Here is a 23,349-nt window from a genome sequence, read left to right on the forward strand (position 1 = left end):
AGTTAGAAATTATAATCACAAAGAACACACCAAGAAAAAATGGGACGCCATAAGAATTACGACCGCAGCACGATTGCCCAAAAAGCCATGGAGGTTTTTTGGCGTGATGGCTTTCATGGCACGTCCACACAAGCTTTGGTGGACGCCATGGGGGTGAACCGTTTCAGTGTGTATGCCGAATTCGGCAACAAGCAAAACCTGTACGAAGCAGCGTTAGCGGCTTATGACCAGGATGTGGTGACCAACCATTTCCAGGCCCTGGAGTCTGATCGTGCCGGTTTGTCAGATGTGGAGGCCATGCTGTTGGGTTTTGCTGGTGCCGCAGGGCAGCCGGGCTCTGAGCTGGGCTGCTTCATGTGCAATTGCGCCACCGAGCGTGCGCCCTATGACTCAGGCAGCCAACAATTTGTGCATCAGCACGTCGAGCGCATCAGCGCGGCCCTGTCAAACGCATTGGCCAATGCGCAACAGGCGCAGCACATACGTGCCGATGTCGATGTGAAGCAGCAAGGCCAATTCTTGGCGACTTTGATTTTGGGGGTGTTTGTGCTGCTGCGGGCGCAAGTCTCGGCCCCGGTTGTTCAGGCCACCGCACAGACGGCGCTGCAACATTTGCATCAGCTGCAGGCCTGAAGTCGCAAATTCACACGGCGTTGCTGTACGGCACACTCAGTGACCATTGGCTGGTCCAGTGGCGCTGTACGCCTGTGACGGGGTCCACAAATTCCACCGCATAGGCCAGCAGTTGCAGCGGCTGGCTGAAGTCCTCGGCTTCATCGGGGCCACGCAGCACATGCGGGTAGAACTGGTCACCCTCGATCGGGATGCCCAAGGCGTTCATGTGCACCCGCAATTGGTGGCGCTTGCCGGTCACTGGTTCGAGTTCGTACAGGGCACGCTGCCCCTCAGGGTGCAACAAACGGATGCGGGTCTCGCTGTTGGGCTCGCCCGGCACTTCACACATTTTGAAAAACTGGGTTGGGTCTTCGGCCATGCGGCTGGTGTGGGTCAGCGGCAGCCCAAGTTTAGGGCGATGTGCGGCCACGGCCCGGTACACCTTGTGGATGGTTTTGTCGCGAAACAAAGCTTGGTAAGCATTACGGTCTTGTGGGCGTTTGCTCAGCAAAACCAGTCCGGCGGTCTCCCGGTCGATGCGGTGGATGGGCGTGAGTTCTTCACAAGCCGTCTGGCGTTTGAGCTGTACCAGCAGGCTTTGCTGCACATAGGGCCCCGAGGGGGTGACCGGCATGAAGTGGGGCTTGTCAGCCACCAACAGGTGGTCATCTTCAAAGACGATGTGGGCGGTGAATGGCAACACCGCCTCGGCAGGCCGGTGGCGGTAGTAGTACAGCCGTTGGCTGTGCCGATAAGCTTGCTGGAGGCTCACCTTTTGGCCGTCTTCCAACAAGACCAAACCTTGTTCAATCCGCTCAGCCCATGTGCTGCGAGGCACATTGGGCAGCCGCTCGCAGAGAAAATCCAGCACCGTGCCCCACGGACCGGGAGGCAGGGCAACACAGCTGGGGCTGACGCCATCGCGCATGCCAATGAGCGGGTTGCGGGGAGGGCGCGCCATGGCCGCAGATTTTCAGAGGAGGCGGGGTGTCAGACCCGGCGAAACACCAGGTCCCACACACCATGGCCAAGTTGGATGCCACGATTTTCAAACTTGGTCAGAGGCCGGTAGTCGGGCTTGTTGGCGTAGCCACCTGCGCCGGGTTCGGCGGTGTTGGCCAAGAGGGGTTCGGCGCTGACCACGACCAACATCTGTTCGGCATAGGGCTGCCAGTCGGTGGCCAGGTGCAGGTAGCCGCCGGGCTTGATGTGCTGCGCCAAGCGTTGCACAAAAGGCGATTGGATCAGGCGGCGCTTGTGGTGGCGGCTTTTGTGCCAAGGGTCTGGAAAGAAGATGTGAACGCCGTCCAGGCTGTCCTTGCCCAGCATGTGGTCCATCACCTCGACAGCGTCGTGCTGCACGATGCGGATGTTGTCAATACTTTCTTCGCCGCAGCGCTTGAGCAGGGCACCCACACCGGGTTCGTGCACTTCGCAGCACAGGAAGTTGTCGTCAGGGCGCTCCTGCGCGATCTTGGCGGTGGCGTCACCCATGCCAAAACCGATTTCCAAAATCAGGGGGGCGCTGCGGCCAAAGGCGGCCTGCACATCCAGACGCTCGGCCTTGTAGGGCACCAGGAACTGCGGCCCAAACTGATCAAAAGCCCGCACTTGGCCCGAGCCCATGCGGCCAGCGCGCAGCACATAGGTTTTGATGGTGCGCATGAAAGGGGCGTCGGCCTGTGCTTCTGGGGTAGGTTCGGGTGTGGTCATGGAAGGGGCAAAGGTATTTCGCAAAACCTTGGATTATCGTGGTTCAGCTGCCTGACTCAGGCCGCGGCGAACGGGTTCTCGAGCTTGACCCCGGCCAGCACCTCACCCGTGCTCATGTCTTCGGTCAGCAGCACAGCGCATCCCGCAATGTGGGCGCTGGCCAAGATCAGGGCGTTCCAGTAGCTCAGGTTGTGTTTTTGGTGCAGGTCGAGTGCCATGTCGATGGTCTCCGGTGTCACTGCCGCCAGATCGAGTTGGCGGTAACACTGCAGCTGTTCTCGAATGTGGGTGTGTGGCAGCCCCAGCTTTCGCAGCCCCACCTGGTTGTACTCGTTGAGCACTTGCGTGGACAGCACGCCCAGCCGCTCAAAGCGCAGGTGTCTGAGCAGGTCGATGGCGATGCGTTGTTTGCGGGGCTCGTCGGTACTGTCGGCGTAGACCAGCACGTTCGTGTCGATGAAGCAGCGGGTTTTGGGCAGGGTCAGCCGCTGCGACCAGGGCGGCGAGGGCTCAGCCGCGATCATGCACGGCATCCCGGTCAAATTTCCAGCCCTGCAGGCGACCGCCGCCGCTCAGGCACCGCTGCTCCCACACCTGCCATTCGGCGGTTTGGCGCTCCTCGCCGGCCAGTTGCACCAGATAGTCGCGCACAGCTTGGTTCAGGCTTTTGCCCATTTTGCGTGCCGCTTCGCGGGCCGCTTCTGCCACGCGCTCGTCCACAGACAGGGTGATGTTCATGGTTGGACCTCCTTTGATCGCACATATTATGTGTGAATTTCTAAAGGGGTGCAAACCTGCAGCTGATCTGGACAACACCTGGTGCACGTCCCAAGAACGCAGAAACGTTGATCAGGGCCAGCGCTTGGCCCAGTCGTGCTGCCACTGTTGCAGAGCTTGATGGATGCTGCCTTTGGGTGCTGCTGACAAGCCCAGCGCTTGCGCAGCCGCTGTCAGCGAGGCCAGCGGATTGCTGAGGTCCAGCGCTTGAGCGCCGTTTTGCTTGCTAAGCTTTTCGCCATTGGCGCCCAGCACCAGGGGCGTGTGCAGGTACTGCGGCGTGGGCAAGCCCAGGGCGTGCTGCAGCACGATTTGGCGTGCGGTGTTGTCGGCCAGGTCTTCGCCGCGCACCACATGGGTGATGCCTTGCGCCGCATCGTCCACCACCACCGCCAGTTGGTAGGCCCACAGGCTGTCCGCCCGGCGCAGCACAAAGTCGCCCACGGCGTCGCTCACGTTTTGGCGCACCTTTGGGGTGTGTGCGCCAAGTCTGCGGTCTGTCCACGCGGTGAGGGCGGGCAGATTCAGGGCTTGTTGCACCGCCTGCACATTGAGGCGCCATGCCCGGGCCGTCTTGCCGTTCAGGCCGCTGCGGCATGTACCGGGATAGACGGCGGCTTGGTGTCGGGCCACGGCCTGGTTTTGGGCTGCTTCGATCTCTTTGCGCGAGCAGCCGCAGGGGTAGGCCCAACCTTTGTCGATCAGTGCATCCAGCGCCACTTGGTAGGCATCACTGCGCTGGTGTTGCCAGAGTGAGGCTTCGTCGGGGATCAGTCCGCACAGGGCCAGTTGTTCCAGGATGCGGTGATCAGCGCCAGGAACGCAACGCGGTGTGTCGACGTCTTCGATGCGCACCAGCCAGCGGCCTTGGTGGGCGCGTGCATCGAGCCAACTGGCCAGCGCCGCCACCAAAGACCCTGCATGCAAAAGGCCGGTTGGCGAAGGCGCAAACCGGCCTGTGTACCTCACACCCATGGGGGATCAGCGTTTTTTCAGGACCGACAGCGCCAGCTCCAGTCCCGAGACAAAAGCGTCTTCGACCCGGTGGCCCAAGCACCAGTCACCGCACAATCCAATGCCCTGGTCCTTGAACCACAAGTGGCTCTGGCCCAGCGGCTGTGCGGTTTTGGCGTACAGCCAGCGGTGCACCTCGGCATGGGCCGGGGTGGCTCTGATGCCGGTGATTTCGGCAAAGGCCTTGAGCAGCTTGCCGCTGATGCGGTCGGGCGTGTCGTTGATGTGCTCGGCCGACCAAGGGGCGCTGGCTTGTACCGTCCAGCGTTCGATGCGTTCGCGCCCGGGTTTGGACGATTCGCGGGCCATCCAGGCGATGCGGTGGTGGGTGCTGCGGGCGGCATTCCATTGGGGGCCAATCGTGATGAGGCCCGGCTGCACCGCTTGGGGGTAAGCCAGCATCAGCGTCCAGCAAGGGTCCACGCGCACGTCTTTCAAGGGCTTTGCCAAGTCGGTCAGTTGCGAAGCCCGCAGCAGATCGGTCGCTTGCGCAGGCGGGATCGCCAGAATGACTTTGTCAAAACCGCCGTACACGTGTTGGGCGCCGTCTTCGGCATCGGTGTGCAGTTGCCAGGCGTTTTTGCGGAGGGGGTCGGCACTGATTTTGGTGACCCGGGTTTGCAGTTGCACATTGTTGTCTTCGACCAGCGGCGCTGCCCAAGCTTTGACCAAACCATTCATGCCGGGCGTGGCCACCCAGTGGCGCTCTCCGCCGGGCAGGCCTGCTTCGATCACACGGCCATTGGGGTCCAGCACGCGCACGGCGTTGGCACTCCAAGGTTTGCACACGCCGGGCACGGTGCCCAGGGCCAGTTCAAAGCGGGGGTCACGCACCGTGAAGTATTGGGCGCCATGGTCAAAACTGCCGAAGGCGCTGGTGCGGGTCGACATGCGACCGCCGAGTCCTCGGCTTTTCTCAAACAAGGTGACGTTGTGTCCGGCTTGGCGCAACGTCCGTGCGCAAACCACGCCGGCCATGCCGACACCGATGATGGCGATGTGTTGTGTGTTCATGGTTCACACTCTACACGCGATGGACGGGTTGGAGCAATGCATCGCGTGTGGTCGATCGCTCCAATTGCGACAGCCACCAACGCAAGGCTTGCCCAGCGGGCACTTGCTTGCTGTCGCGCCACACATATTGGCAGGTACTGATGCGCGGTTTTTGCACGGCCTTGGTCACCAGCATGCCGCTGTCGATGTAGGGCCTGGCCAGGCTTTCGGGCAAAAAACCACCGCCCAGACCGCGCAATTGCGCTTCAAGTTTGCTGGGCATGTCGGGCACGGTGAACACGTCTTGTCCGCCCAACAAGCCAACGGTGATGCCGCTGCCTCGGCTGACCGAGTCGGCCACCGCCACGGCCCGGTGCTGCAACAAGACCTCGTGGCTCAAAGGCTCAGCCGCCGTGGCCAGTGGGTGGTGGCTGGCCACCGCAAACACAAAAGGAATCAGCCCCAATTCGGCATGGTGGACGTCGGCGGGCAGGCCCTGCGCGGTCACCACGCCCAAGGCCAGATCCGCTTGCCCGGATGTGAGCGCGGCCAGTGTTCCCGACAAAGTTTCATAACGCAGTCGCAGTCGCGTGGGCGCGCCCAAGGCCAAAAAGCTGGCGCACAAGTCCATCACCACACTGCGAGAGACCACGCTGTCCACCGCCACGGTGAGCACCGCTTCCCAGCCTGTGGCGACACGGCGCACCCGGTTGGCCACGGCGTCCATGTCGTCCAGCAATCGTGTGGCTTCGCGCAGGAGTTCCTGGCCCGCCGCTGTGGGCTTGGCCTGGCGCGAACTGCGGTCGAACAGCAAGACGTCCAGCGCATCTTCGAGTTGGCGCACCCGGTAGGTCAGGGCGCTGGGCACCAAGTTGAGTGCCCGAGCCGCCGCCGCAAAACTGCCTTTTTGGGCAATGGTTTGCAGCATGGTCAAGGCTTCGGGGGTGAGCCAGTCGCGTGGGGTTTGCATGGTGGGTGCTTCAATATTCAATTAAATTGAATGATGCCAGCAAACAAGCGCAACGGACAGGCGGCCTTGCATCGGTACAGTTGAGCCCTCGCTTGAGGCATGGGCCACGAGCACACAAACAGGAACCCGCCATGTTGACCCTCCGCAAATCTGCAGAACGGGGCTATGCCGACCACGGCTGGCTCAAGTCCTTCCACAGCTTTTCGTTTGCCAATTACTTCGACCCGGCCCACATGGGCTTTGGCAATCTGCGTGTGATCAACGAAGACCGCATCGCCCCCGGCACCGGTTTTGGCACGCACGGCCACCGCGACATGGAGATCATCAGCTACGTGCTGTCGGGCAATCTGGCCCACCAAGACAGCATGGGCAACGTCAAAGGCATCCCGCCTGGTGATGTGCAGCGCATGAGCGCCGGCTCGGGCGTGCGCCACAGCGAGTTCAACCACGCCAAGGGCGAGCAAACCCACTTTTTGCAAATCTGGATTGAGCCCAATGTGACCGGCATCGACCCTGGTTACGAACAAAAAACCGTGCCCGAAACGGCCAAACGCGGCCAACTGGCTTTGGTGGCGGCCCCCGAGGCTTCAGAGCATTCGGTCAAGATCCACGCCGACGCCCGCATGTACGCAGGCCTGTTCACTGGCGCAGAGTCCGCGCAGCTGGCGCTGGACGCCGCGCGCAAGGCCTATGTGTTTTTGATCCGAGGCACTTTGCAGGCCAACGGCCACACCTTGCAAGCCGGTGATGCCGCCATGCTCGAGGGCGAGACCTTGCTGGCGCTGAGTGCTGGCCAGGAAGCCGAAGTGCTGGTGTTTGATCTGGCCGCCTGATTTTTTTCTCTTCACTTTTTTCAAGGAGCTTTTCATGGCTAAAACCGTTGTTGTCTTCCATTCCGGCTACGGCCACACCCAGCGCGTGGCGCAATTCGTGGCCCAGGGCGCCAACGCCCAACTGGTGACCATCGATGCCGATGGCAACATCACCGATGCGGACTGGACCGCACTGGACGCGGCCGACGCCATCATCTTCGGCTCGCCCACCTACATGGGCATGGCTTCTTGGCAGTTCAAGAAATTTGCCGACGCCACCTCCAAGCGCTGGTTCACCAGTGCCTGGAAAGACAAGGTCGCTGGCGGTTTCACCATCTCGGCCAGCCCCAGCGGCGACAAACTGTCCACCATCCAGTACTTCATCACCTTGGCCATGCAGCAAGGCATGGTCTGGGTGGGCCAGCCATCCATGAACGACGGCACCATCAACCGCATCGGCTCCAACTCCGGCGTGATGGCGCAAGTGGGCCCGACCAGCCCTGCCGAAGACATCCCACAAGGTGACCTGGACACCGCCAAAGCCTACGGCGAGCGCGTGGCCGCTGTGGCCGCCAAGCTGCGCGGCTGATTTTTGGGGGGGGAGTCGCCTGCCTGGCGTGCCCACTCACAAAAAAAAGCAAAGCCTGAGAAGCCAGACCGCCTCGGTCTGGCTTTTTTCATGGCCGCGCGCGCATGGGGTGTGCCTCTTGCTAGGATGCAGGCATGAAAATCCTCTCGATGATGCCTTGGGGTGACTGGCTGGCGCTGGTCTCCTTTTTCAGCCTGTGGGCTGGTTACGCCTGGTTTGCCCGGATGCGTGGACAACTGGACCAGAGCCTGATTGCCACGACCAATGCCTACCGTGTCAAATGGATGCTGCAGACCACCGCCCGCGATCCGCGCATGCTGGATGGTTTGATCACCCAGAACCTGTCGCACACCCCCTCGTTCTTTTCATCCACCACGATCATCATCATCGGCGGTCTGTTTGCCTTGCTGGGCACGACCGACAAGGCGGCTGAGTTGGTGCGTGAGATCCCGTTTGCACAGCCCACGCCCATGCTGGTGTTCGAGTTCAAGGTGCTGGTGCTGGTGGGCATCTTTGTGTATGCCTTTTTCAGGTTTTCGTGGTCCATGCGGCAGTACACCTTTGTGGCACTGGTGATTGGCGCCATGCCACCGCCTGAAACCTTTGACGAAGGCTTGCAGGACCGCCAGCAGGTGGCCGAACGGGCAGGGCGCTTGGTTGGGGCAGCGGCCGAAACCTTCAACGATGGCTTGCGGGCCTATTATTTTTCCTTTGCCGCCATGGCCTGGTTTTTCTCGCCACTGGCGCTGGTCTTGGCCACGGCCTTGGTGGTCATGATCCTTTACGGGCGTGAATTCCACTCGGAAGTCCTGCAGGTCTTGCGGGACTGAAAACAGGCCTCAAATTTGTCAAATTGAAGCTCTTGGTCTCCTAGAATGGGGGCTATGTTTGCCCACCTGCGCCTCCACTCTGAATTCTCGGTCGTTGACTCCACTTGCCGCATCGACGATGTGGTCAAAATGGCCGCCAAAGACGGGCAACCGGCCCTGGCCATCACCGATCTGAACAACCTGTTTGGCGGGGTCAAGTTCTACAAAGAAGGCCGCGGCAAGGGCGTCAAGCCGATTTTGGGCGCAGAAATCAACCTCGAAGGTTTGGGCGGCGACGCGGGCGCTTTGTCCCGTGTGATTTTGCTGGTGCAAAGCCACCAAGGCTATCTCAACATTTGCGAGCTGCTGGCACGGGCCTGGACACAAAACGTGCTCAAGGGTGTGGCGGTCGTCAAAGTCGACTGGCTCAAAGAGCTTTCCGAAGGCCTGATCCTGTTGTCGGGCGCACAAGCCGGGCCGGTGGGGCAAGCCATTGTGCAGGGCGACAACGACAAAGCAGCCGACTTGGCGCTGCAGCTGGGCTCGATCTTCCCGCACCGCTTTTACCTGGAGTTGCAACGCGCGGGCCGGCCCGAAGACGAAACCCAGGTGGCCGGTGCGGTGGCGTTGGCTGCGCGCCTTCACTTGCCGGTGGTGGCCACGCACCCAGTGCAGTTCCATGCGGCTGAAGACTACGAAGCCCACGAAGCCCGAGTCTGCATTTCCGAAGGCGAGATCCTGGCCAATCCGCGCCGGGTGCGCAAGTTCACGCGCGAGCAGTATTTCAAGTCGGCCCAAGAAATGTGCGCCTTGTTTGCCGATGTGCCCAGTGCCATCGCCAACACGCTGGAGATCGCCAAGCGCTGCAACCTGAGCCTGGTGCTGGGCAAGCCGCAGTTGCCCAATTTCCCGATTCCGCCCGTCGATGGCGTGGTCATGTCGGTGGACGATTATTTCCGGCACGTTTCCCACGAGGGCCTCAAGGAACGCCTGATCCACCTCTACCCCGACGAGGCCAAGCGCGAAGCCGAGCGTGCGCGCTATGTGGAACGGCTCGAGTTTGAGCTGGGCACCATTTTGAAGATGGGTTTTCCGGGCTACTTCCTGATCGTGGGTGACTTCATCCAGTGGGCCAAAACCCACGGTTGCCCGGTGGGCCCAGGCCGGGGTTCGGGTGCGGGTTCGCTGGTGGCCTATGCGCTCAAGATCACCGACCTCGACCCTTTGCAATACAGCTTGCTGTTCGAGCGCTTCTTGAACCCTGAGCGGGTCTCGATGCCCGACTTCGACATCGACTTTTGCCAGGGCAACCGCGACCGCGTGATTGACTACGTCAAGGAAAAGTATGGCCGCGATGCGGTCAGCCAGATCGCCACCTTTGGCACCATGGCCGCGCGTGCGGCCATCCGCGACGTGGGTCGTGTGCTCGACATGAGCTACACCTTTTGCGATGGCATCAGCAAGCTGATCCCCAACAAGCCGGGCATGTCGGTCACGCTGCAATACCCACCGGCCACGCCCAAAGAGGGCGACAAGAACAATTACGCCATCGCCATGGAGCCCATCTTGGCCGAGCGCATCGAGCGTGAAGAGGATGTGAAGACCCTGATCGAGTTGGCGCAAAAGCTCGAAGGCATGACGCGCAACATCGGCATGCACGCCGGGGGCGTGTTGATCGCACCGGGCAAGCTGACCGACTTTTGCCCGCTCTACCAGCAGCCCGGCAGCGAATCGGCTGTGAGCCAATACGACAAGGACGATGTGGAGGCCGCGGGTCTGGTGAAGTTCGACTTCTTGGGCTTGGCCACGCTGACGATCCTGGAGATTGCCCGCGAGTTCATCATGAAGCGGCACAAGGGCCAAGAGAACTTCGCCTTTGAGAACATCCCGATCGACGACGCAGCCACCTACAAACTGTTCTCCGATGGCAAGACCGAAGCCGTGTTCCAGTTTGAAAGCCGCGGCATGCAGGGCATGTTGCGCGACGCACGGCCCACACGGCTGGAAGACCTGATTGCCCTGAACGCCCTGTACCGTCCCGGCCCTATGGACCTGATCCCCAGCTTTGTGGCCCGCAAGCACGGCCGCGAAGTGGTGGAATACCCGCACCCGGCGGTGGCAGAGATGCTCTCCGAGACCTACGGCATCATGGTCTACCAAGAGCAGGTGATGCAGACGGCGCAGATTTTGGGCGGTTATTCCCTCGGTGGCGCCGACTTGCTGCGCCGCGCCATGGGCAAGAAAAAAGCCGAAGAAATGGCCGAGCACCGCGAGAAGTTTCGCGCCGGTGCCCTGGCCACGCACAACATCCCGCAGGACAAGGCCGACGAAGTCTTTGACTTGATGGAAAAGTTTGCGGGCTACGGTTTCAACAAGTCGCACGCGGCCGCTTATTCCCTGTTGGCGTACCACACCGGCTGGCTCAAGGTGCACTACACCGCCGAGTTCTTCTGCGCCAACATGACCGTGGAAATGGACGACACCGACAAGCTCAAGGTGCTTTATGAAGACGCTTTGAAGTTCGGCATCACCTTCGACCCGCCCGATGTGAACCGGGGTCACTACCGCTTTGAGCCGGTCACCGACAAGGTCATCCGTTACGGTCTGGGCGCCATCAAGGGCACGGGCCAGCAGGCGATTGAAGCGATCGTGGCCGCCCGCAACGAAGGCGGCCCCTTCACCAGCTTGTTTGACTTTGCCGTGCGCGTGGACCGCACCCGTATCAACAAGCGCACGGTCGACGCGCTGATCAAGGCCGGGGCTTTTGACTCCTTGCACATGAACCGCGCCGCTTTGTCGGCCAGCATCGACCGGGCGTTTGAGTTCTCGAATGCCACCACGGCCAACGCCAACCAAGGCGGGCTGTTTGACATGCTGGGCGATGATTCGCACGGCTCGAGCACGCAAGAGCCTGATTTGGTCGATGTGCTGCCCTGGGGCATCAAGGAGCGCTTGCTCCTGGAAAAAACCGCCGTGGGCTTTTACCTGTCGGGGCATTTGTTCGATGCGGTCGAGCGCGAGGTGCGCCAGTTCGCACGCCGCAAGATCGACGACCTGATCGACAGCCGAGAGTCCATGGTGCTGGCAGGCATCGTCAGCGATCTGCGCATCATCAACGGCCAGCGCGGCAAAGTGGCCATCTTCAAGCTCGACGACAAATCGGGCGTGATGGAAGCCACCGCCGACGAAGGCCTGATCAACTCGGCCAAAAACTTGCTCAAAGACGATGAGTTGATCATCGTCACCGCCAAGATGCAGGCGGACCGATTTTCAGGTGGTTTTCGCTTGAAGATGGAGCAAATCATGGACCTGGGCGCGGCGCGTTGCCGCTATGGCAAGTTCCTGCGCGTGGCCGTCAATGGCCGTGCGCCCGACATTGCGCGTTTGGTCAGAGAGTTCCCGGCGCAACGCGAGCAAACCGAGCAGGGCGATCTGGTCCGCGGCTTGCCGGTGCGCCTGAAGCTCGAGCGTCGCGACGGCGAAGTCGGCGCCCGTGCCGAACTGGCGCTGGGCGAGCAAGCCCGTTTCTTCCCGTCCGATGCGGCACTGGCCAGCTGGATGGCGCAGGCCGATCAGGGGCAAGCGGTCATTGTGTACGAGGACAACAACCCCATACTGACGCTGCGGACAGTGTCGCAGTAAGGCTTTTGGGAATCCTCTACCGAGGGGCCCTGAGGCATCAGGGCGTGGGGCTTTCGAAGCCCTGTGCGTGGGTCAGTCCTGCGGCCTGAAACCCAACACAATGACGGACGGCACGCGGCCATCGGTGTCTTTGGGGAACACTTCAGTCTTGTCGATCGCGCGCAGCACGGCGTCGTCCCAGGCGCGGTTGCCGCTGGACTGCACGATGCGTCGGCTGAGGATGGTGCCGTCGGGGCTGACTTTGACTTCGACTTCGGCCCGTGGATTGCCCACCACATCGCCGGGGTAGGTGATGTTGGGTTTGATGCGGCCCACCAAGCGACCCGCATAACTGGACGAGGGGCCCGCTGACTTGAGGGCGCTGCCCGTGGCGTTTTCGCCGCCCGAAGCCCCGGCCAGGCCTTGCATGCGTTTGAGGTTTTCACTGCGCAGTGCGTCCATGCGGGCAGCATCGGCTTTGGCCTCTGCCGCTTTTTTGGCTTCTGCTTTTTCGGCGGCCTTTTTCTTTTCAAGCTCTTTGTCGGCCTTTTCTTTGGCCAGCTTGTCCTTCTCGGCTTTTTCCTTGGCGGCTTTTTCTTCTTTCTCGCGCTCTTTGCGCTTGAGCTCGGCCTTGTCTTTTTCGGCTCTCTCTTTTTCGAGCTTCTCGGCTTCTTTTTTCTTCTCGAGCTGCTTTTTCTTTTCCAGCGCAATTTGCGCATCGCGCTGCTCGATCCGTGGATCGGGGGCAGGGGGCGCGGGCTTGGCTTTGGGTTCTGGCTTGGGCTCGGGTTTTGGAGGTTCAGGTTCGGGCTGAGGTGCAGGTGGCGGCTCTTGCAGGCGGGGCGCAGCGGCCTGCGGTGTGGCGGACCATAACTCGGCTTCGGCCTGCACGGTCTGAGGCTGGGTGCGCCACTGGGTGGCCAGCGTCAACGCCAAGAACAACACCGCATGCGCCACGATGGCGATCAGCAAGGAGCCTTGCCGTCCCTCGGGTGCGGGCGGCGCAAACTCCAGATGCGGTGCGGGGCGTGGACTCACAGCCGAATTCCTCATGCGGTGCTCAGGGCGCCAATTGCACCGACAAGCCCACGCGGGCAACACCTGCGCGTTGCAGGCTGTCCATGACCTTGACCACGGTTTCGTATTTCACGGTGCGGTCGGCGCTGATGACCACGGCGGTGTTGTCGCTCGGGCCGATGGCGGTTTTCACGCTGGCCGCCACATTGGCCAGACTGGCCGTGATGGTCTTGCCCTCGATGACCAACTCCAGCTGTTCGTCTTTTTGGATCACGACTTGGATGACCTTGTCGGGTTGTTTGGCGGCTTTGCCCACGCTGGGCAAGTCCACCATGCTGGGCGTGATCATGGGGGCGGTGACCATGAAGATGATCAGCAGCACCAACATCACGTCGATGAAGGGCACCATGTTGATTTCAGCGATGGTGCGGCGACCGCGACCCCGGGATGAAACGGCGGGCATGCTGCTTCCTTCAGTGGCCAGAAGCCGAGTTGCTGCCACCGGCCGAGCCCAGGCTGCGCTGCAGGATGTTGGAGAACTCTTCGATGAACGTTTCCATCTTGATGGCGATGCGGTCCACGTCGTGCGAGAAACGGTTGTAAGCCAGCACAGCTGGAATGGCCGCAAACAGGCCAATGGCGGTGGCCACCAAGGCTTCGGCAATGCCAGGGGCCACGGTGGCCAGCGTCACTTGCTGCAGGCTGGCCAAGCCGGTGAAGGCGTGCATGATGCCCCACACCGTGCCGAACAAGCCCACATAGGGCGAGATCGAGCCGACCGAAGCGAGGAAGGCCAACTGGGCTTCGGCCACATCCATCTCACGCTGGAAACTGGCGCGCATGGCGCGGCGTGCGCCGTCGAGCAAGGTGCCGGCATCGCTGATGCGGCGCTCGCGCAGTTTTTGGTATTCGCGCATGCCGCTGGCAAAAATGCGCTCCATGGGGCCCGACATCTTGGCGTTCTGCGTGGCGGCGTTGAACAACTCGTTCAGGCTGGTGCCCGACCAGAACACGCGCTCAAATTCTTCGTTGAGGTTCTTGATGCGTTTGATCGCCGAGAGCTTGCGCACAATGGCCGCCCAGCTGGTGACCGAGATGGCCAGCAAAATGCCGACCACCAGTTGCACCACGAAGCTGGCGTGCAGCAACAAGGAAACGATGGACATGTCTTGGTTCATTGGAGGTCTCCCGATGGGCCGCCCCAAGGGCGACCTGTGCCCCCTCGGGGGGCAGCGATTACACAAAGTGATGAGCGTGGGGCTTTCATTTCAAAGCTTCCAGAACGGTGGCCGGAATGCGGCCCGGTTTCAAAGTTTGGCTGTCCACCCAGCCGATGCGAATGGTGCCTTCGGCCAGCAAACGGTCGGTTTGGCCGGGGCTGTGCAGGTAAGCGCGTTGGGCAATGGTCAGGCTGACCCGACCGGCCTCTTGCAGCTCGGCGGTCACCCGCAAAGTATCGTCCAAGCGGGCTGGGGAATGGTACTTGACAGCGGTTTCGCTCACCACGAACATGCCGCCCGATGCGTCGCGCAACACCTGCTGGCCAAAACCCAGGCTGCGCAGCCATTCGGTGCGGGCGCGTTCAAAGAACTTCAGGTAGTTGGCATAGAACACGATGCCACCGGCGTCGGTGTCTTCCCAATAAATGCGGATGGGGAATTCAAAAGGCGTGTTCATGGGTGCAACCAAGCTTTCAGGCGCGCAATGGCCGTTTGCAATTCGGTCATCGAGTTGGCCGTAGAAAACCGCACGAAGCGCGCAGTCTGGTCGGTGCCAAAGTCGCGGCCGGGTGTGATGGCCACATGGGCATGTTCCAGCGCGGCAAAGGCAAAGTCCCAACTGTCCTTGAGGCCCAGTTTTTGGCAGGCGGATGTGCAGTCGGCCCAAGCGTAAAAAGCGCCGTCGGGGGCCACGGGCACCGTCAGGCCCAGCGCGTTCAGGGCAGGGATGAAGTAGTCACGCCGGGCCTTGAACTCGGTACGGCGGCGCTCGTATTCGGCCAGGCTCGCGGGCTCAAAGCAGGCCAGGGCCGCTTGTTGGGCCACGGTGCTGGCACAAATGAACAGGTTTTGCGCCAAGCGTTCGAGCACCGGCACCAGTGCCTCTGGCACCACCAACCAGCCCAGACGCCAACCGGTCATGTTGAAGTATTTGCTGAAGCTGTTGATGCTGACGATGTCTTCGCCCAGCGCCAAAGCGCTGTGACCAAACTGTTCATCGTGGCTCAGGCCCAGGTAAATCTCGTCGATCAGGGTGATGCCACCGCGTGCCTGCACCACCTCGTGGATGCGGCGCAATTCGGCCGGATCGATGGACGTGCCCGTGGGGTTGGAGGGTGAGGCCAGCAAGACGCCGCGAGTGTGCGGCCCCCAGGCGGCGGCGACTTTGTCGGCGCTGAGCTGAAAGCGCTCATCGGCCGTGGTGGGGATCAACTTGGCCACGCCTTCTGCTGCACTCACAAAGTGGCGGTTGCAAGGGTAGCTTGGGTCGGGCATCAGGATTTCATCGCCGCGATCGATCAGGGCAAGGCAGGCCAGTTGCAAAGCGGCCGATGCGCCTGCGGTGATGACGATGCGCTTGGCCGGCACTTGAACGCCAAAGCGCGTGCCATACCAGTCGCTGATGGCCTGGAGCAAAGGCTCCAGGCCCAAAGCCGGGGTGTATTGGGTCTGGCCGGCATCGATGGCCGCTTGCGCCGCCGCCTGAACCAAAGGCGGTGCGGTGAAGTCAGGCTCGCCAATGTTGAGGAACACGACCGGTCGGTCGGTGTGGGCCACTTCACGGGCTTTTTGCGAGGCGGCCTTGGCCACCTCCATCACGTAAAACGGCTCGATCCGCTCGGCGCGTTGAGAGATGCGCATGTTCAGCGGGTGGCCTTACTTGATGCGACCGGCTTGGCGGTCGGCTTGCACTTCGGCAGCACGCAGCTCGGGGGCCAAGCCGCCCAGCACCGCGTTGACGTATTTGTGGCCGTCGGTGCCGCCAAAGTCTTTGGCCAACTCGATGCACTCGTTGAGCACCACGCGCCAAGGCACGTCCAGGCAATGCTGCAGCTCGTAAACGCCGATCCACATCACGGCGTGCTCCACCGGTGAGATCTCGGCAAAGCTGCGGTCCAGTTTGGGGCCGATCAGGGCGTCCAGGGCTTGGGCTTGTTCGGTGCAGCCGTAGAGCAGGGCGTCGTAGTGGGCCGAGTCGGCTTTGTGAAAGCCCGACAGGTCACGCGTGAACACATCGATGTCAGACGCTTCGTTGCGGCCCACGATGTGCTGGTACAGCGCCTGCAGCGCGAATTCACGCGAGCGGCTGCGGGCGGGCTTGGCCGAGGACTTTCGGGTGCCTGCGGCTGCGGGGGTCTGGGGGGCGGTCTGATCGTTCATCAGGCGGTCTCTTCGTCGTCAAGTTCTTCGGCCAAGTCGGCCGAGAGGTCTTCCATCAGGCAAGCCATCTCGACGGCCACGCGGGCAGCGTCGCGGCCTTTTTCGGTTTGACGGGCCACGGCTTGCTCGAGGTTCTCGGTGGTCAAGATCGCGTTGGCGATCGGCAAGTTGTAGTCCAGTGCGATGCGGCTCACGCCTGCGCCCGACTCGTTGGCCACCAATTCAAAGTGGTAGGTCTCGCCACGGATGATGCAGCCCAAGGCAATCAGCGCATCGTATTCGGCACGCTCGGCCATGGCTTGCAGGGCAATCGGCACTTCCAGGGCGCCGGGCACCATGACGTGGTCGATGTTGGACACGCCCAGGGCTTCGAGTTCCTGGATGCAGGCTGCCGCCAAGGCATTGGTGATGTCTTCGTTGAAGCGCGCTTGGACGATGCCAATGTGCAGGAATTGACCGTCGAGTTCTTGTTCTTGACCTTTGTTCGCGTCGAGCATGTTTATTCCTTGGGGATGTAGCCGGTGATTTCGAGGCCGTAGCCGGTCATGCTGGGCATGCGGCGGGGTTGGCCCATGAGTTTCATTTTGTGCACGCCGCATTCACGCAGAATTTGAGCGCCCACGCCGTAGGTGCGCAGGTCCATCTTGCCGCGCTCGGGCGCTTGTGCAGAGCGGGCACGCCCTTCAAATTGGGCCAGCAACTGGTCGGCCGATTCGCCGCAGTTGAGCAGCACGGCCACGCCACAGCCTTGGGCGTTGAGGTACTGCAAGCTGGTGTCCAGGCTCCAAGAGTGCATGGACCGGTTGATTTCCAGCGCGTCGAGCACCGACAGGGGCTCGTGCACACGCACAGGCACTTCGGTGGCGGCCGACCACTGGCCTTTGACCAGCGCCAGGTGCACGGTTTGGCTGGGTTGGTCGCGAAAGGCGTGGGCCGTGAATTCGCCGTGTGCGGTGTGCAAGGTTCGGCTGCCGATACGCTCGACCAGAGATTCGTTGCGGCTGCGGTATTCGATCAGGTCGGCAATGGTGCCGATCTTGAGGCCGTGCTCGGCGGCGAAGATTTGCAAATCGGGCAGACGGGCCATGGTGCCGTCGTCTTTCATGATCTCGCAGATCACAGAAGAGGGGGAGCAACCGGCCATGGCGGCCAAATCGCAACCGGCTTCGGTGTGGCCTGCGCGCATGAGCACGCCACCGTCCACGGCTTGCAGCGGGAAGATGTGACCTGGCTGCACCAGGTCGGTGGGCTGGCTGGACTTGGCCACCGCCACTTGCACGGTCTTGGCGCGGTCAGCGGCCGAGATGCCGGTGGTCACGCCTTCAGCGGCTTCAATCGACACGGTAAACGCCGTGCTGTAAACGGTGCCGTTGCGGGCTGCCATGGGCGGGAGCTTCAGGAACTCGCAACGCTCGCGGGTGAGCGTCAGGCAAATCAGGCCTCGGCCAAAGCGGGCCATGAAGTTGATGGCTTCGGGCGTGACGTGGTCAGAGGCCAGCACCAGATCGCCTTCGTTTTCGCGGTCTTCTTCGTCAACCAAGATCACGATGCGACCAGCCTTCATTTCGGCCACGATCTCTTCGACGGGCGAGATCGCCACGGGTTTCAGTTGCTCTGGGGCGTTCATGAAGGGTCTTTCTGGATCAGGCCAGCGCTGAGCATGCGTTCAACGTAGCGGGCGACGGTGTCGATTTCGAGGTTGACAGGGCAGCCAGCAGACAAGCTGCCCAGCGCCGTGTTGTCCACGGTGTGGGGGATGAGGTTGATGCTGATCTCGCAGCCATCGGCCAGATCGGTCACGCGGTTGACCGTGAGGCTCACACCATTGACCGTGATCGAGCCTTTGTAAGCCAGGTATTTGGCCAAGGCATGGGGCGCCAGAATGCGCAACTCCCAGCTTTCGCCGATCTGGGCAAAGTGGCTGATGTGGCCCACGCCATCGACGTGACCGGACACGATGTGCCCACCCAGTCGGTCGTGGGCGCGCAGCGCTTTTTCGAGGTTGATGGGGCCTTCTTTGTCCAAGCCGCTGGTTTTATCCAACGATTCGGCCGAGATGTCGATCGTGAATTGACGGCTCTCGGGGCTGAAGGTGGTGACGGTCATGCAAGCGCCGTTGAGGGCGATGCTGTCGCCCAAGCCCACATCGTCAAGGTACCCGGCGGGGGCCTCGATGGTGAGGCGCTTGCCATGGAGTAAAGAGCGACCCAGGTCGTGAATGGCGACGATTCGCCCCACGCCGGTGATGATTCCGGTAAACATTCATCTATTTTCGCAGGGATTGCGGCTGAATCGGACCGGCAGACAATAAAAACCCCTGAAGAGGCGAAGTGGGCATCGAATCTTCCAGTTTTATCAGGGTAAACAGAGTTCTGAGTGACCCGTGGGCTGCCTAAAATCTGTTGCAGTGCAGCATGTTTGCTGTTAATTGTGATTTTTGGAATCCTTTGTGCCCAAGTCCACCACTCCCAACGATTCCCCCGATGCAACTGCAGACGCATCGGTCGAGGTGCGCACGATCAAGAAGTACCCCAATCGGCGTTTGTACGACACACAAGCGTCGGCCTATGTGACCTTGGCGGAGGTGAAAAAGCTGGTCATGAACGGCGCTGCCATGGTGGTGCGTGATGCCAAAACCGGCGAAGACCTCACGCGCTCCATCTTGTTGCAAATCATTTTGGAAGAAGAGTCGGCTGGCGTGCCCATGTTCAGCGAGGCGGTGCTGTCCAACATCATCCGTTTTTATGGCCACACCATGCAGGGTTACATGGGGTCTTATTTGGAGAACCATGTGCAGTCTTTCATGGACTGGCAATCCAAGTTGGGCGCCAACCCCCAGGCCTTGAGTCCTGAGGTTTGGGCGCAATTCATGCAGTGGCAAAACCCGCTGATGCAAAACATGTTTTCAGGTTTGGCCAATCCTTCACAGAACGTGATGGCCCAAATGCAGGAGCAAATGCAAAAACAGATCCAGAAAAACGCCGAGCAGATGCTGGGGGTCCTGGGTTTGAGGACTTGATCGAGACAACATGGCCTTTTGTCACAACGCAGACGTTTTTGCGGGGACAATGGGGGCATGAGCGAAACGAATTCCAATCCCGCCCCCAAAGTGGGCTTTGTCAGCCTGGGATGCCCCAAGGCCTTGACCGACTCCGAGTTGATCCTCACGCAACTGAGCGCTGAGGGTTACCAAACCTCCAAAACTTTTGACGGTGCCGATTTGGTCATCGTCAACACCTGCGGCTTCATCGACGATGCCGTCAAGGAAAGCTTGGACACGATTGCCGAAGCCCTCAATGAAAATGGCAAAGTGATCGTCACCGGCTGCCTGGGCGCCAAGACGGGTGAGGGCGGTGGCAACATGATCCGCGAGATGCACCCCAGCGTGTTGGCGGTGACCGGTCCCCACGCCACACAAGAAGTGATGGATGCGGTGCACACCCATCTGCCCAAACCGCATGATCCTTTTCTCGATCTGGTGCCAGGCGGTTTTGGCGAGGCAGGCCTCAAGCTCACGCCCCGCCACTATGCCTATTTGAAAATCAGCGAGGGCTGCAACCACCGCTGCACTTTCTGCATCATCCCGTCCATGCGGGGTGATCTGGTGTCCCGCCCGATTGGCGATGTGCTCAAAGAGGCCAAAGCCTTGTTTGAAGGCGGTGTCAAAGAGTTGTTGGTCATCAGCCAGGACACTTCTGCTTATGGTGTTGATGTGAAATACCTCACCGGGTTTTGGGATGGCAAGCCCATCAAGACCCGCATGCTGGAGTTGGTGCGCGCCTTGGGTGAGATGGCCCGTGAGCACGATGCCTGGGTGCGCTTGCACTATGTTTACCCCTACCCCAGCGTGGACGACATCATCCCCTTGATGGCCGAAGGCTTGGTGCTGCCTTATCTGGATGTGCCTTTCCAGCACAGTCACCCCGATGTGCTCAAGCGCATGAAGCGCCCAGCCAGTGGCGAGAAAAACCTCGAGCGGATCCAGCGCTGGCGCGAACTGTGTCCTGAACTCGTCATCCGCAGCACCTTCATCGCGGGCTTCCCCGGTGAGACCGAAGAAGAATTCCAGCATTTGCTCGACTTCCTGCGCGAAGCGCAAATTGACCGTGCAGGGTGTTTTGCCTACAGCCCAGTGGAAGGCGCGACCGCCAACGACTTGCCCGGCATGTTGCCCGATGCGGTGCGCGAAGATCGCCGTGCCCGTTTCATGGCGGTGGCCGAAGAGGTGTCGATCGCCCGGTTGCACCAACGCGTGGGCTCGAGCATGCAGGTCTTGGTGGATTCGGCGCCAGCCATGGGCCGCCGTGGTGGCATCGCCCGCAGTTATGGCGATGCACCCGAGATCGACGGCGTGGTGCGTTTGCTGCCGCCCGAAAAAATCAGCAAAACATTCAAAGTCGGAGAACTCATCCGTGCCCGCATCGTGGGTGTGGAAGGTCACGACTTGGTGGGGGTTCCGGTTTGATGTTCGGGCCGATGCTGTTCAGCCGCCAGGCTGACGGCTTGGGCCGTTTTTCGTCGCTTTGTGAATTGGGCAACAAAAAAGCCGTTGATCAGAAATCAACGGCTTTGAATGCATCTTATTCGATAAGATTGGTGCCCAGAAGAGGACTCGAACCTCCACGCCTCTCAGCGCTAGTACCTGAAACTAGTGCGTCTACCAATTCCGCCATCTGGGCGCCTCAGGAATAAAAGGATTGTATATCAAAAAAGTAGCTCCAACCAGCGTATTGCTGGAAGAATTTGAAGGCAGTGTCCAAGGGCACCGTGATGGGCACGGGTTTCTGATCCGTGACAACGGTGAGTCGGACATTTATCTGTCACCCAATGAGATGCGTGCGGTTTTGCACCGTGACCGCGTGAAGGTCCGCATCGTGCGCCAAGACCGCAAGGGTCGGCCTGAAGGACGCATTGTCGAGATCGTTGAACGACCCGAGCAGCCCATCATTGGCCGCTTGTTGCAAGAGGGTGGGCTGTGGCTTGTTGCCCCCGAGGACAAACGCTACGGCCAAGACGTCATGATCCCCAAAGGGGCCACAGGCACGGCCAAAGTGGGTCAGGTGGTGGTGGTCGAATTGACCGAGCCGCCCGCTTTGTTTGGTCAACCCGTGGGCCGCGTGAAGGAAGTGCTGGGCGAGATCGACGATCCAGGCATGGAGATCGAAATTGCGGTGCGCAAATACAGTGTGCCCCACGAATTTTCTGCAGGCTGTCTGGACCAGGCCAAGGGCTTGCCGGATAAAGTCCGCGCTCAGGATCGCAAAGACCGCGTGGATTTGCGCGACGTGCCTTTGGTCACCATCGATGGTGAGGATGCGCGTGACTTTGACGATGCGGTGTATTGCGAACCGGCCAAAGTCGGTCGCGGTAAAGGCTGGCGTTTGCTGGTGGCGATTGCCGATGTGAGCCACTATGTGCAAACGGGAAGCGACATCGACATCGATGCCTACGACCGCGCCACCAGCGTGTATTTCCCCCGTCGGGTGATCCCGATGCTGCCCGAAAAGCTGTCCAATGGCCTGTGCTCGCTCAACCCCGATGTCGATCGCCTTTGCATGGTCTGCGACATGCTGGTCAATGCCAAGGGTGATGTGCATGCCTACCAGTTTTATCCGGCGGTGATGCACAGCCATGCGCGCTTCACCTACACCGAGGTGGCAGCGATTTTGGCCAACACACGTGGACCAGAGGCATTGAAGCGCAAAGCCCGTGTGAACGACCTGATGAACCTGCAAGACGTGTACCGTGCCTTGCTGGCGTCCCGTGCGACGCGCGGGGCGGTGGACTTTGAAACCACCGAAACCCAGATCGTGTGCGATGAAAGTGGTCGCATTGAGAAAATCGTGCCGCGCGTGCGCAACGAAGCGCACCGCCTGATTGAAGAGGCCATGCTGGCGGCCAACGTTTGCAGCGCTGACTTCATCCAACAAGGCCAACACCCGGGTTTGTTCCGTGTGCACGAAGGCCCGACGGCCGAGAAAAAAGACATCCTGCGCAATTACCTCAAGGCGTTGGGCTTGGGCATGAGCATCAGCGACGACCCGCACACCAGCGAGTTTCAGAAGATCGCGCAAGCGACCAAGGACCGCCCGGATGCGCAGCAAATCCACACCATGCTTTTGCGCTCGATGCAGCAGGCCATTTACACGCCGGTCAACAGTGGTCACTTTGGTTTGGCCTACGAGGCTTACACCCACTTCACCAGCCCGATCCGCCGCTACCCAGATTTGCTGGTTCACCGGGTCATCAAGTCGATTTTGCTGGGCCGTAAGTACAAATTGCCCAATTTGCCGGTGCCCGGTGAAGCCCATGCCAAGCTGACCAAACGCTTGGAAAAGAACAAAGCAGCCAAAGGCGCATCGGATGCCAATGCCCCACGCGTGCGGATGTCTGCTGCTGATCAGCAAGCCTGGGAGGCCGCGGGCCTGCATTGCAGCGCCAACGAACGCCGTGCCGACGAAGCCAGCCGTGATGTGGAAGCCTGGCTCAAGTGCAAGTACATGCGCGAGCACCTGGGCGAAGAGTATGGCGGTGTCGTGTCGGCGGCCACGAGCTTCGGTATCTTCGTGACTCTGGATGCCTTGTACGTCGAAGGTCTGGTGCACATCACCGAGTTGGGCGGGGAGTATTTCCGCTTTGACGAGTTGCGCCAAGAATTGCGTGGTGAACGCACCGGTATCCGCTATGCCATTGGCACACGGGTGCAAGTGCAGGTCAGTCGTGTGGATCTGGACGGTCGCAAGATCGATTTCCGCTTGGTCCATCCCGGTGACGATTTGCTGCCCCGCGCCATGCGTGACAAAGGCGTGTCTGCTGCCGACGTGCCACAAGCCAAGAAACGGCAAGGTGCCGTCAAGGGCGACCGTGCCGCAGACCGCCGGATGGCCGATGCCGAACGCAACCGCTCACCGATTCAGGCGCTCAAGGCCTCGGTGAAAAAAGCCTCGACCAAGAAGGTCGCAGGCAAGCCCAAAGGACCACGCTCAAGTCGTTCTCGCCGCTGAAGGGTGTGAGTCCTGTGCAGGCCATGCGATGCATC

At 60.8% G+C, this 23,349-nt stretch carries 24 protein-coding genes and 1 tRNA gene; 8 read left to right on the forward strand and 17 right to left on the reverse strand.

Annotated features, from left to right (window positions below):
- Positions 1–39 precede the first annotated feature (39 nt).
- Complete coding sequence (locus QLQ16_RS01835) at positions 40–633, forward strand: TetR/AcrR family transcriptional regulator (RefSeq protein WP_283222975.1); 594 nt, start codon at positions 40–42, stop codon at positions 631–633.
- A gap of 10 nt (positions 634–643) precedes the next feature.
- On the opposite strand, the gene QLQ16_RS01840 is transcribed toward QLQ16_RS01835, so the two are convergent.
- The 7 genes from QLQ16_RS01840 to QLQ16_RS01870 all read right to left on the reverse strand — a co-directional run bounded on the left by QLQ16_RS01840 (position 644) and on the right by QLQ16_RS01870 (position 6,082).
- Positions 644–1,576, reverse strand: a complete 933-nt coding sequence (locus tag QLQ16_RS01840; protein WP_283222976.1) for a pseudouridine synthase — start codon at positions 1,574–1,576, stop codon at positions 644–646.
- Positions 1,577–1,605: 29 nt separating this feature from the next.
- A complete protein-coding gene (gene trmB / locus QLQ16_RS01845) occupies positions 1,606–2,328 on the reverse strand; it encodes a tRNA (guanosine(46)-N7)-methyltransferase TrmB (RefSeq protein ID WP_283222977.1) in 723 nt (240 codons plus the stop codon).
- A 56-nt stretch (positions 2,329–2,384) separates the two neighbouring features.
- A complete protein-coding gene (locus QLQ16_RS01850) occupies positions 2,385–2,852 on the reverse strand; it encodes a PIN domain-containing protein (RefSeq protein WP_283222978.1) in 468 nt (155 codons plus the stop codon).
- Positions 2,839–3,066: a DUF6364 family protein gene (locus QLQ16_RS01855; protein WP_283222979.1), complete on the reverse strand. Its 228-nt coding sequence runs from the start codon at positions 3,064–3,066 to the stop codon at positions 2,839–2,841. The genes QLQ16_RS01850 and QLQ16_RS01855 overlap by 14 nt, the downstream gene beginning before the upstream one ends.
- Before the next feature lie 111 nt (positions 3,067–3,177).
- Positions 3,178–4,080, reverse strand: coding sequence for a tRNA glutamyl-Q(34) synthetase GluQRS (gene gluQRS, locus QLQ16_RS01860; protein ID WP_283222980.1), 903 nt, complete (start codon positions 4,078–4,080; stop codon positions 3,178–3,180).
- Between the two features lie 6 nt (positions 4,081–4,086).
- On the reverse strand, positions 4,087–5,133 hold the full coding sequence (locus QLQ16_RS01865; RefSeq protein ID WP_283222981.1) for an NAD(P)/FAD-dependent oxidoreductase: 1,047 nt from the start codon (positions 5,131–5,133) through the stop codon (positions 4,087–4,089).
- Between the two features lie 10 nt (positions 5,134–5,143).
- Complete coding sequence (locus QLQ16_RS01870) at positions 5,144–6,082, reverse strand: LysR family transcriptional regulator (protein WP_283222982.1); 939 nt, start codon at positions 6,080–6,082, stop codon at positions 5,144–5,146.
- Between the two features lie 131 nt (positions 6,083–6,213).
- Here QLQ16_RS01870 and QLQ16_RS01875 point away from each other — a divergent pair, with 131 nt between their 5' ends.
- From QLQ16_RS01875 to dnaE, 4 genes are all read left to right on the forward strand, one after another.
- Positions 6,214–6,915, forward strand: a complete 702-nt coding sequence (locus QLQ16_RS01875; RefSeq protein WP_283222983.1) for a pirin family protein — start codon at positions 6,214–6,216, stop codon at positions 6,913–6,915.
- Between the two features lie 34 nt (positions 6,916–6,949).
- Positions 6,950–7,483 (forward strand): flavodoxin family protein, encoded by a 534-nt coding sequence (locus tag QLQ16_RS01880; protein WP_283222984.1) that lies wholly within the window; start codon positions 6,950–6,952, stop codon positions 7,481–7,483.
- A 134-nt stretch (positions 7,484–7,617) separates the two neighbouring features.
- Entirely contained in the window at positions 7,618–8,313 is a 696-nt protein-coding gene (locus QLQ16_RS01885; protein WP_283222985.1) for a DUF599 domain-containing protein, read from the forward strand.
- A gap of 54 nt (positions 8,314–8,367) precedes the next feature.
- Entirely contained in the window at positions 8,368–11,934 is a 3,567-nt protein-coding gene (gene dnaE / locus QLQ16_RS01890) for a DNA polymerase III subunit alpha (protein ID WP_283222986.1), read from the forward strand.
- A 72-nt stretch (positions 11,935–12,006) separates the two neighbouring features.
- On the opposite strand, the gene tolA is transcribed toward dnaE, so the two are convergent.
- The 9 genes from tolA to QLQ16_RS01935 form a co-directional block, all read right to left on the reverse strand.
- A complete protein-coding gene (gene tolA / locus QLQ16_RS01895) occupies positions 12,007–12,951 on the reverse strand; it encodes a cell envelope integrity protein TolA (RefSeq protein ID WP_283222987.1) in 945 nt (314 codons plus the stop codon).
- A gap of 22 nt (positions 12,952–12,973) precedes the next feature.
- Positions 12,974–13,393 carry a biopolymer transporter ExbD gene (locus QLQ16_RS01900; RefSeq protein ID WP_283222988.1) on the reverse strand — a complete coding sequence of 140 codons (420 nt, stop codon included), beginning with the start codon at positions 13,391–13,393 and terminating at the stop codon, positions 12,974–12,976.
- A gap of 10 nt (positions 13,394–13,403) precedes the next feature.
- Positions 13,404–14,108: a protein TolQ gene (tolQ, locus tag QLQ16_RS01905; protein WP_283222989.1), complete on the reverse strand. Its 705-nt coding sequence runs from the start codon at positions 14,106–14,108 to the stop codon at positions 13,404–13,406.
- Positions 14,109–14,193: 85 nt separating this feature from the next.
- Entirely contained in the window at positions 14,194–14,607 is a 414-nt protein-coding gene (gene ybgC / locus QLQ16_RS01910) for a tol-pal system-associated acyl-CoA thioesterase (RefSeq protein WP_283222990.1), read from the reverse strand.
- Entirely contained in the window at positions 14,604–15,791 is a 1,188-nt protein-coding gene (locus QLQ16_RS01915) for a pyridoxal phosphate-dependent aminotransferase (protein WP_283222991.1), read from the reverse strand. The genes ybgC and QLQ16_RS01915 overlap by 4 nt, the downstream gene beginning before the upstream one ends.
- A 15-nt stretch (positions 15,792–15,806) precedes the next feature.
- Positions 15,807–16,310 (reverse strand): transcription antitermination factor NusB, encoded by a 504-nt coding sequence (nusB, locus tag QLQ16_RS01920; RefSeq protein ID WP_283222992.1) that lies wholly within the window; start codon positions 16,308–16,310, stop codon positions 15,807–15,809.
- Entirely contained in the window at positions 16,310–16,807 is a 498-nt protein-coding gene (gene ribH, locus QLQ16_RS01925) for a 6,7-dimethyl-8-ribityllumazine synthase (RefSeq protein WP_283222993.1), read from the reverse strand. Before ribH ends, nusB begins: the two co-directional genes overlap by 1 nt.
- A gap of 2 nt (positions 16,808–16,809) precedes the next feature.
- On the reverse strand, positions 16,810–17,937 hold the full coding sequence (gene ribBA / locus QLQ16_RS01930; protein WP_283222994.1) for a bifunctional 3,4-dihydroxy-2-butanone-4-phosphate synthase/GTP cyclohydrolase II: 1,128 nt from the start codon (positions 17,935–17,937) through the stop codon (positions 16,810–16,812).
- Complete coding sequence (locus QLQ16_RS01935) at positions 17,934–18,572, reverse strand: riboflavin synthase (RefSeq protein ID WP_283222995.1); 639 nt, start codon at positions 18,570–18,572, stop codon at positions 17,934–17,936. Before QLQ16_RS01935 ends, ribBA begins: the two co-directional genes overlap by 4 nt.
- 187 nt (positions 18,573–18,759) lie before the next feature.
- Here QLQ16_RS01935 and phaR point away from each other — a divergent pair, with 187 nt between their 5' ends.
- Together phaR and rimO are read left to right on the forward strand one after the other, a co-directional pair.
- A complete protein-coding gene (gene phaR, locus QLQ16_RS01940) occupies positions 18,760–19,329 on the forward strand; it encodes a polyhydroxyalkanoate synthesis repressor PhaR (protein ID WP_431310365.1) in 570 nt (189 codons plus the stop codon).
- 57 nt (positions 19,330–19,386) lie between these two features.
- Entirely contained in the window at positions 19,387–20,775 is a 1,389-nt protein-coding gene (gene rimO, locus QLQ16_RS01945; RefSeq protein ID WP_283222996.1) for a 30S ribosomal protein S12 methylthiotransferase RimO, read from the forward strand.
- A gap of 129 nt (positions 20,776–20,904) precedes the next feature.
- On the opposite strand, the gene QLQ16_RS01950 is transcribed toward rimO, so the two are convergent.
- Positions 20,905–20,989 (reverse strand) — tRNA-Leu (locus tag QLQ16_RS01950).
- Between the two features lie 18 nt (positions 20,990–21,007).
- Here QLQ16_RS01950 and rnr point away from each other — a divergent pair.
- Positions 21,008–23,314 carry a ribonuclease R gene (rnr, locus tag QLQ16_RS01955; protein ID WP_283222997.1) on the forward strand — a complete coding sequence of 769 codons (2,307 nt, stop codon included), beginning with the start codon at positions 21,008–21,010 and terminating at the stop codon, positions 23,312–23,314.
- Positions 23,315–23,349 lie beyond the last annotated feature (35 nt).

This window comes from Limnohabitans lacus (assembly GCF_030053395.1).
GTDB classification, from domain to species: Bacteria; Pseudomonadota; Gammaproteobacteria; order Burkholderiales; family Burkholderiaceae_C; genus Limnohabitans_A; species Limnohabitans_A lacus.

Coding starts and splice junctions, on each gene's coding strand:
- QLQ16_RS01835 (WP_283222975.1), top strand. CDS start 40: ATGGGACGCCATAAGAATTACGACCGCAGCACGATTGCCCAAAAAGCC.
- QLQ16_RS01840 (WP_283222976.1), bottom strand. CDS start 1,576: ATGGCGCGCCCTCCCCGCAACCCGCTCATTGGCATGCGCGATGGCGTC.
- trmB (WP_283222977.1), bottom strand. CDS start 2,328: ATGACCACACCCGAACCTACCCCAGAAGCACAGGCCGACGCCCCTTTC.
- QLQ16_RS01850 (WP_283222978.1), bottom strand. CDS start 2,852: ATGATCGCGGCTGAGCCCTCGCCGCCCTGGTCGCAGCGGCTGACCCTG.
- QLQ16_RS01855 (WP_283222979.1), bottom strand. CDS start 3,066: ATGAACATCACCCTGTCTGTGGACGAGCGCGTGGCAGAAGCGGCCCGC.
- gluQRS (WP_283222980.1), bottom strand. CDS start 4,080: ATGGGTGTGAGGTACACAGGCCGGTTTGCGCCTTCGCCAACCGGCCTT.
- QLQ16_RS01865 (WP_283222981.1), bottom strand. CDS start 5,133: ATGAACACACAACACATCGCCATCATCGGTGTCGGCATGGCCGGCGTG.
- QLQ16_RS01870 (WP_283222982.1), bottom strand. CDS start 6,082: ATGCAAACCCCACGCGACTGGCTCACCCCCGAAGCCTTGACCATGCTG.
- QLQ16_RS01875 (WP_283222983.1), top strand. CDS start 6,214: ATGTTGACCCTCCGCAAATCTGCAGAACGGGGCTATGCCGACCACGGC.
- QLQ16_RS01880 (WP_283222984.1), top strand. CDS start 6,950: ATGGCTAAAACCGTTGTTGTCTTCCATTCCGGCTACGGCCACACCCAG.
- QLQ16_RS01885 (WP_283222985.1), top strand. CDS start 7,618: ATGAAAATCCTCTCGATGATGCCTTGGGGTGACTGGCTGGCGCTGGTC.
- dnaE (WP_283222986.1), top strand. CDS start 8,368: ATGTTTGCCCACCTGCGCCTCCACTCTGAATTCTCGGTCGTTGACTCC.
- QLQ16_RS01900 (WP_283222988.1), bottom strand. CDS start 13,393: ATGCCCGCCGTTTCATCCCGGGGTCGCGGTCGCCGCACCATCGCTGAA.
- tolQ (WP_283222989.1), bottom strand. CDS start 14,108: ATGAACCAAGACATGTCCATCGTTTCCTTGTTGCTGCACGCCAGCTTC.
- ybgC (WP_283222990.1), bottom strand. CDS start 14,607: ATGAACACGCCTTTTGAATTCCCCATCCGCATTTATTGGGAAGACACC.
- QLQ16_RS01915 (WP_283222991.1), bottom strand. CDS start 15,791: ATGCGCATCTCTCAACGCGCCGAGCGGATCGAGCCGTTTTACGTGATG.
- nusB (WP_283222992.1), bottom strand. CDS start 16,310: ATGAACGATCAGACCGCCCCCCAGACCCCCGCAGCCGCAGGCACCCGA.
- ribH (WP_283222993.1), bottom strand. CDS start 16,807: ATGCTCGACGCGAACAAAGGTCAAGAACAAGAACTCGACGGTCAATTC.
- ribBA (WP_283222994.1), bottom strand. CDS start 17,937: ATGAACGCCCCAGAGCAACTGAAACCCGTGGCGATCTCGCCCGTCGAA.
- QLQ16_RS01935 (WP_283222995.1), bottom strand. CDS start 18,572: ATGTTTACCGGAATCATCACCGGCGTGGGGCGAATCGTCGCCATTCAC.
- rimO (WP_283222996.1), top strand. CDS start 19,387: ATGAGCGAAACGAATTCCAATCCCGCCCCCAAAGTGGGCTTTGTCAGC.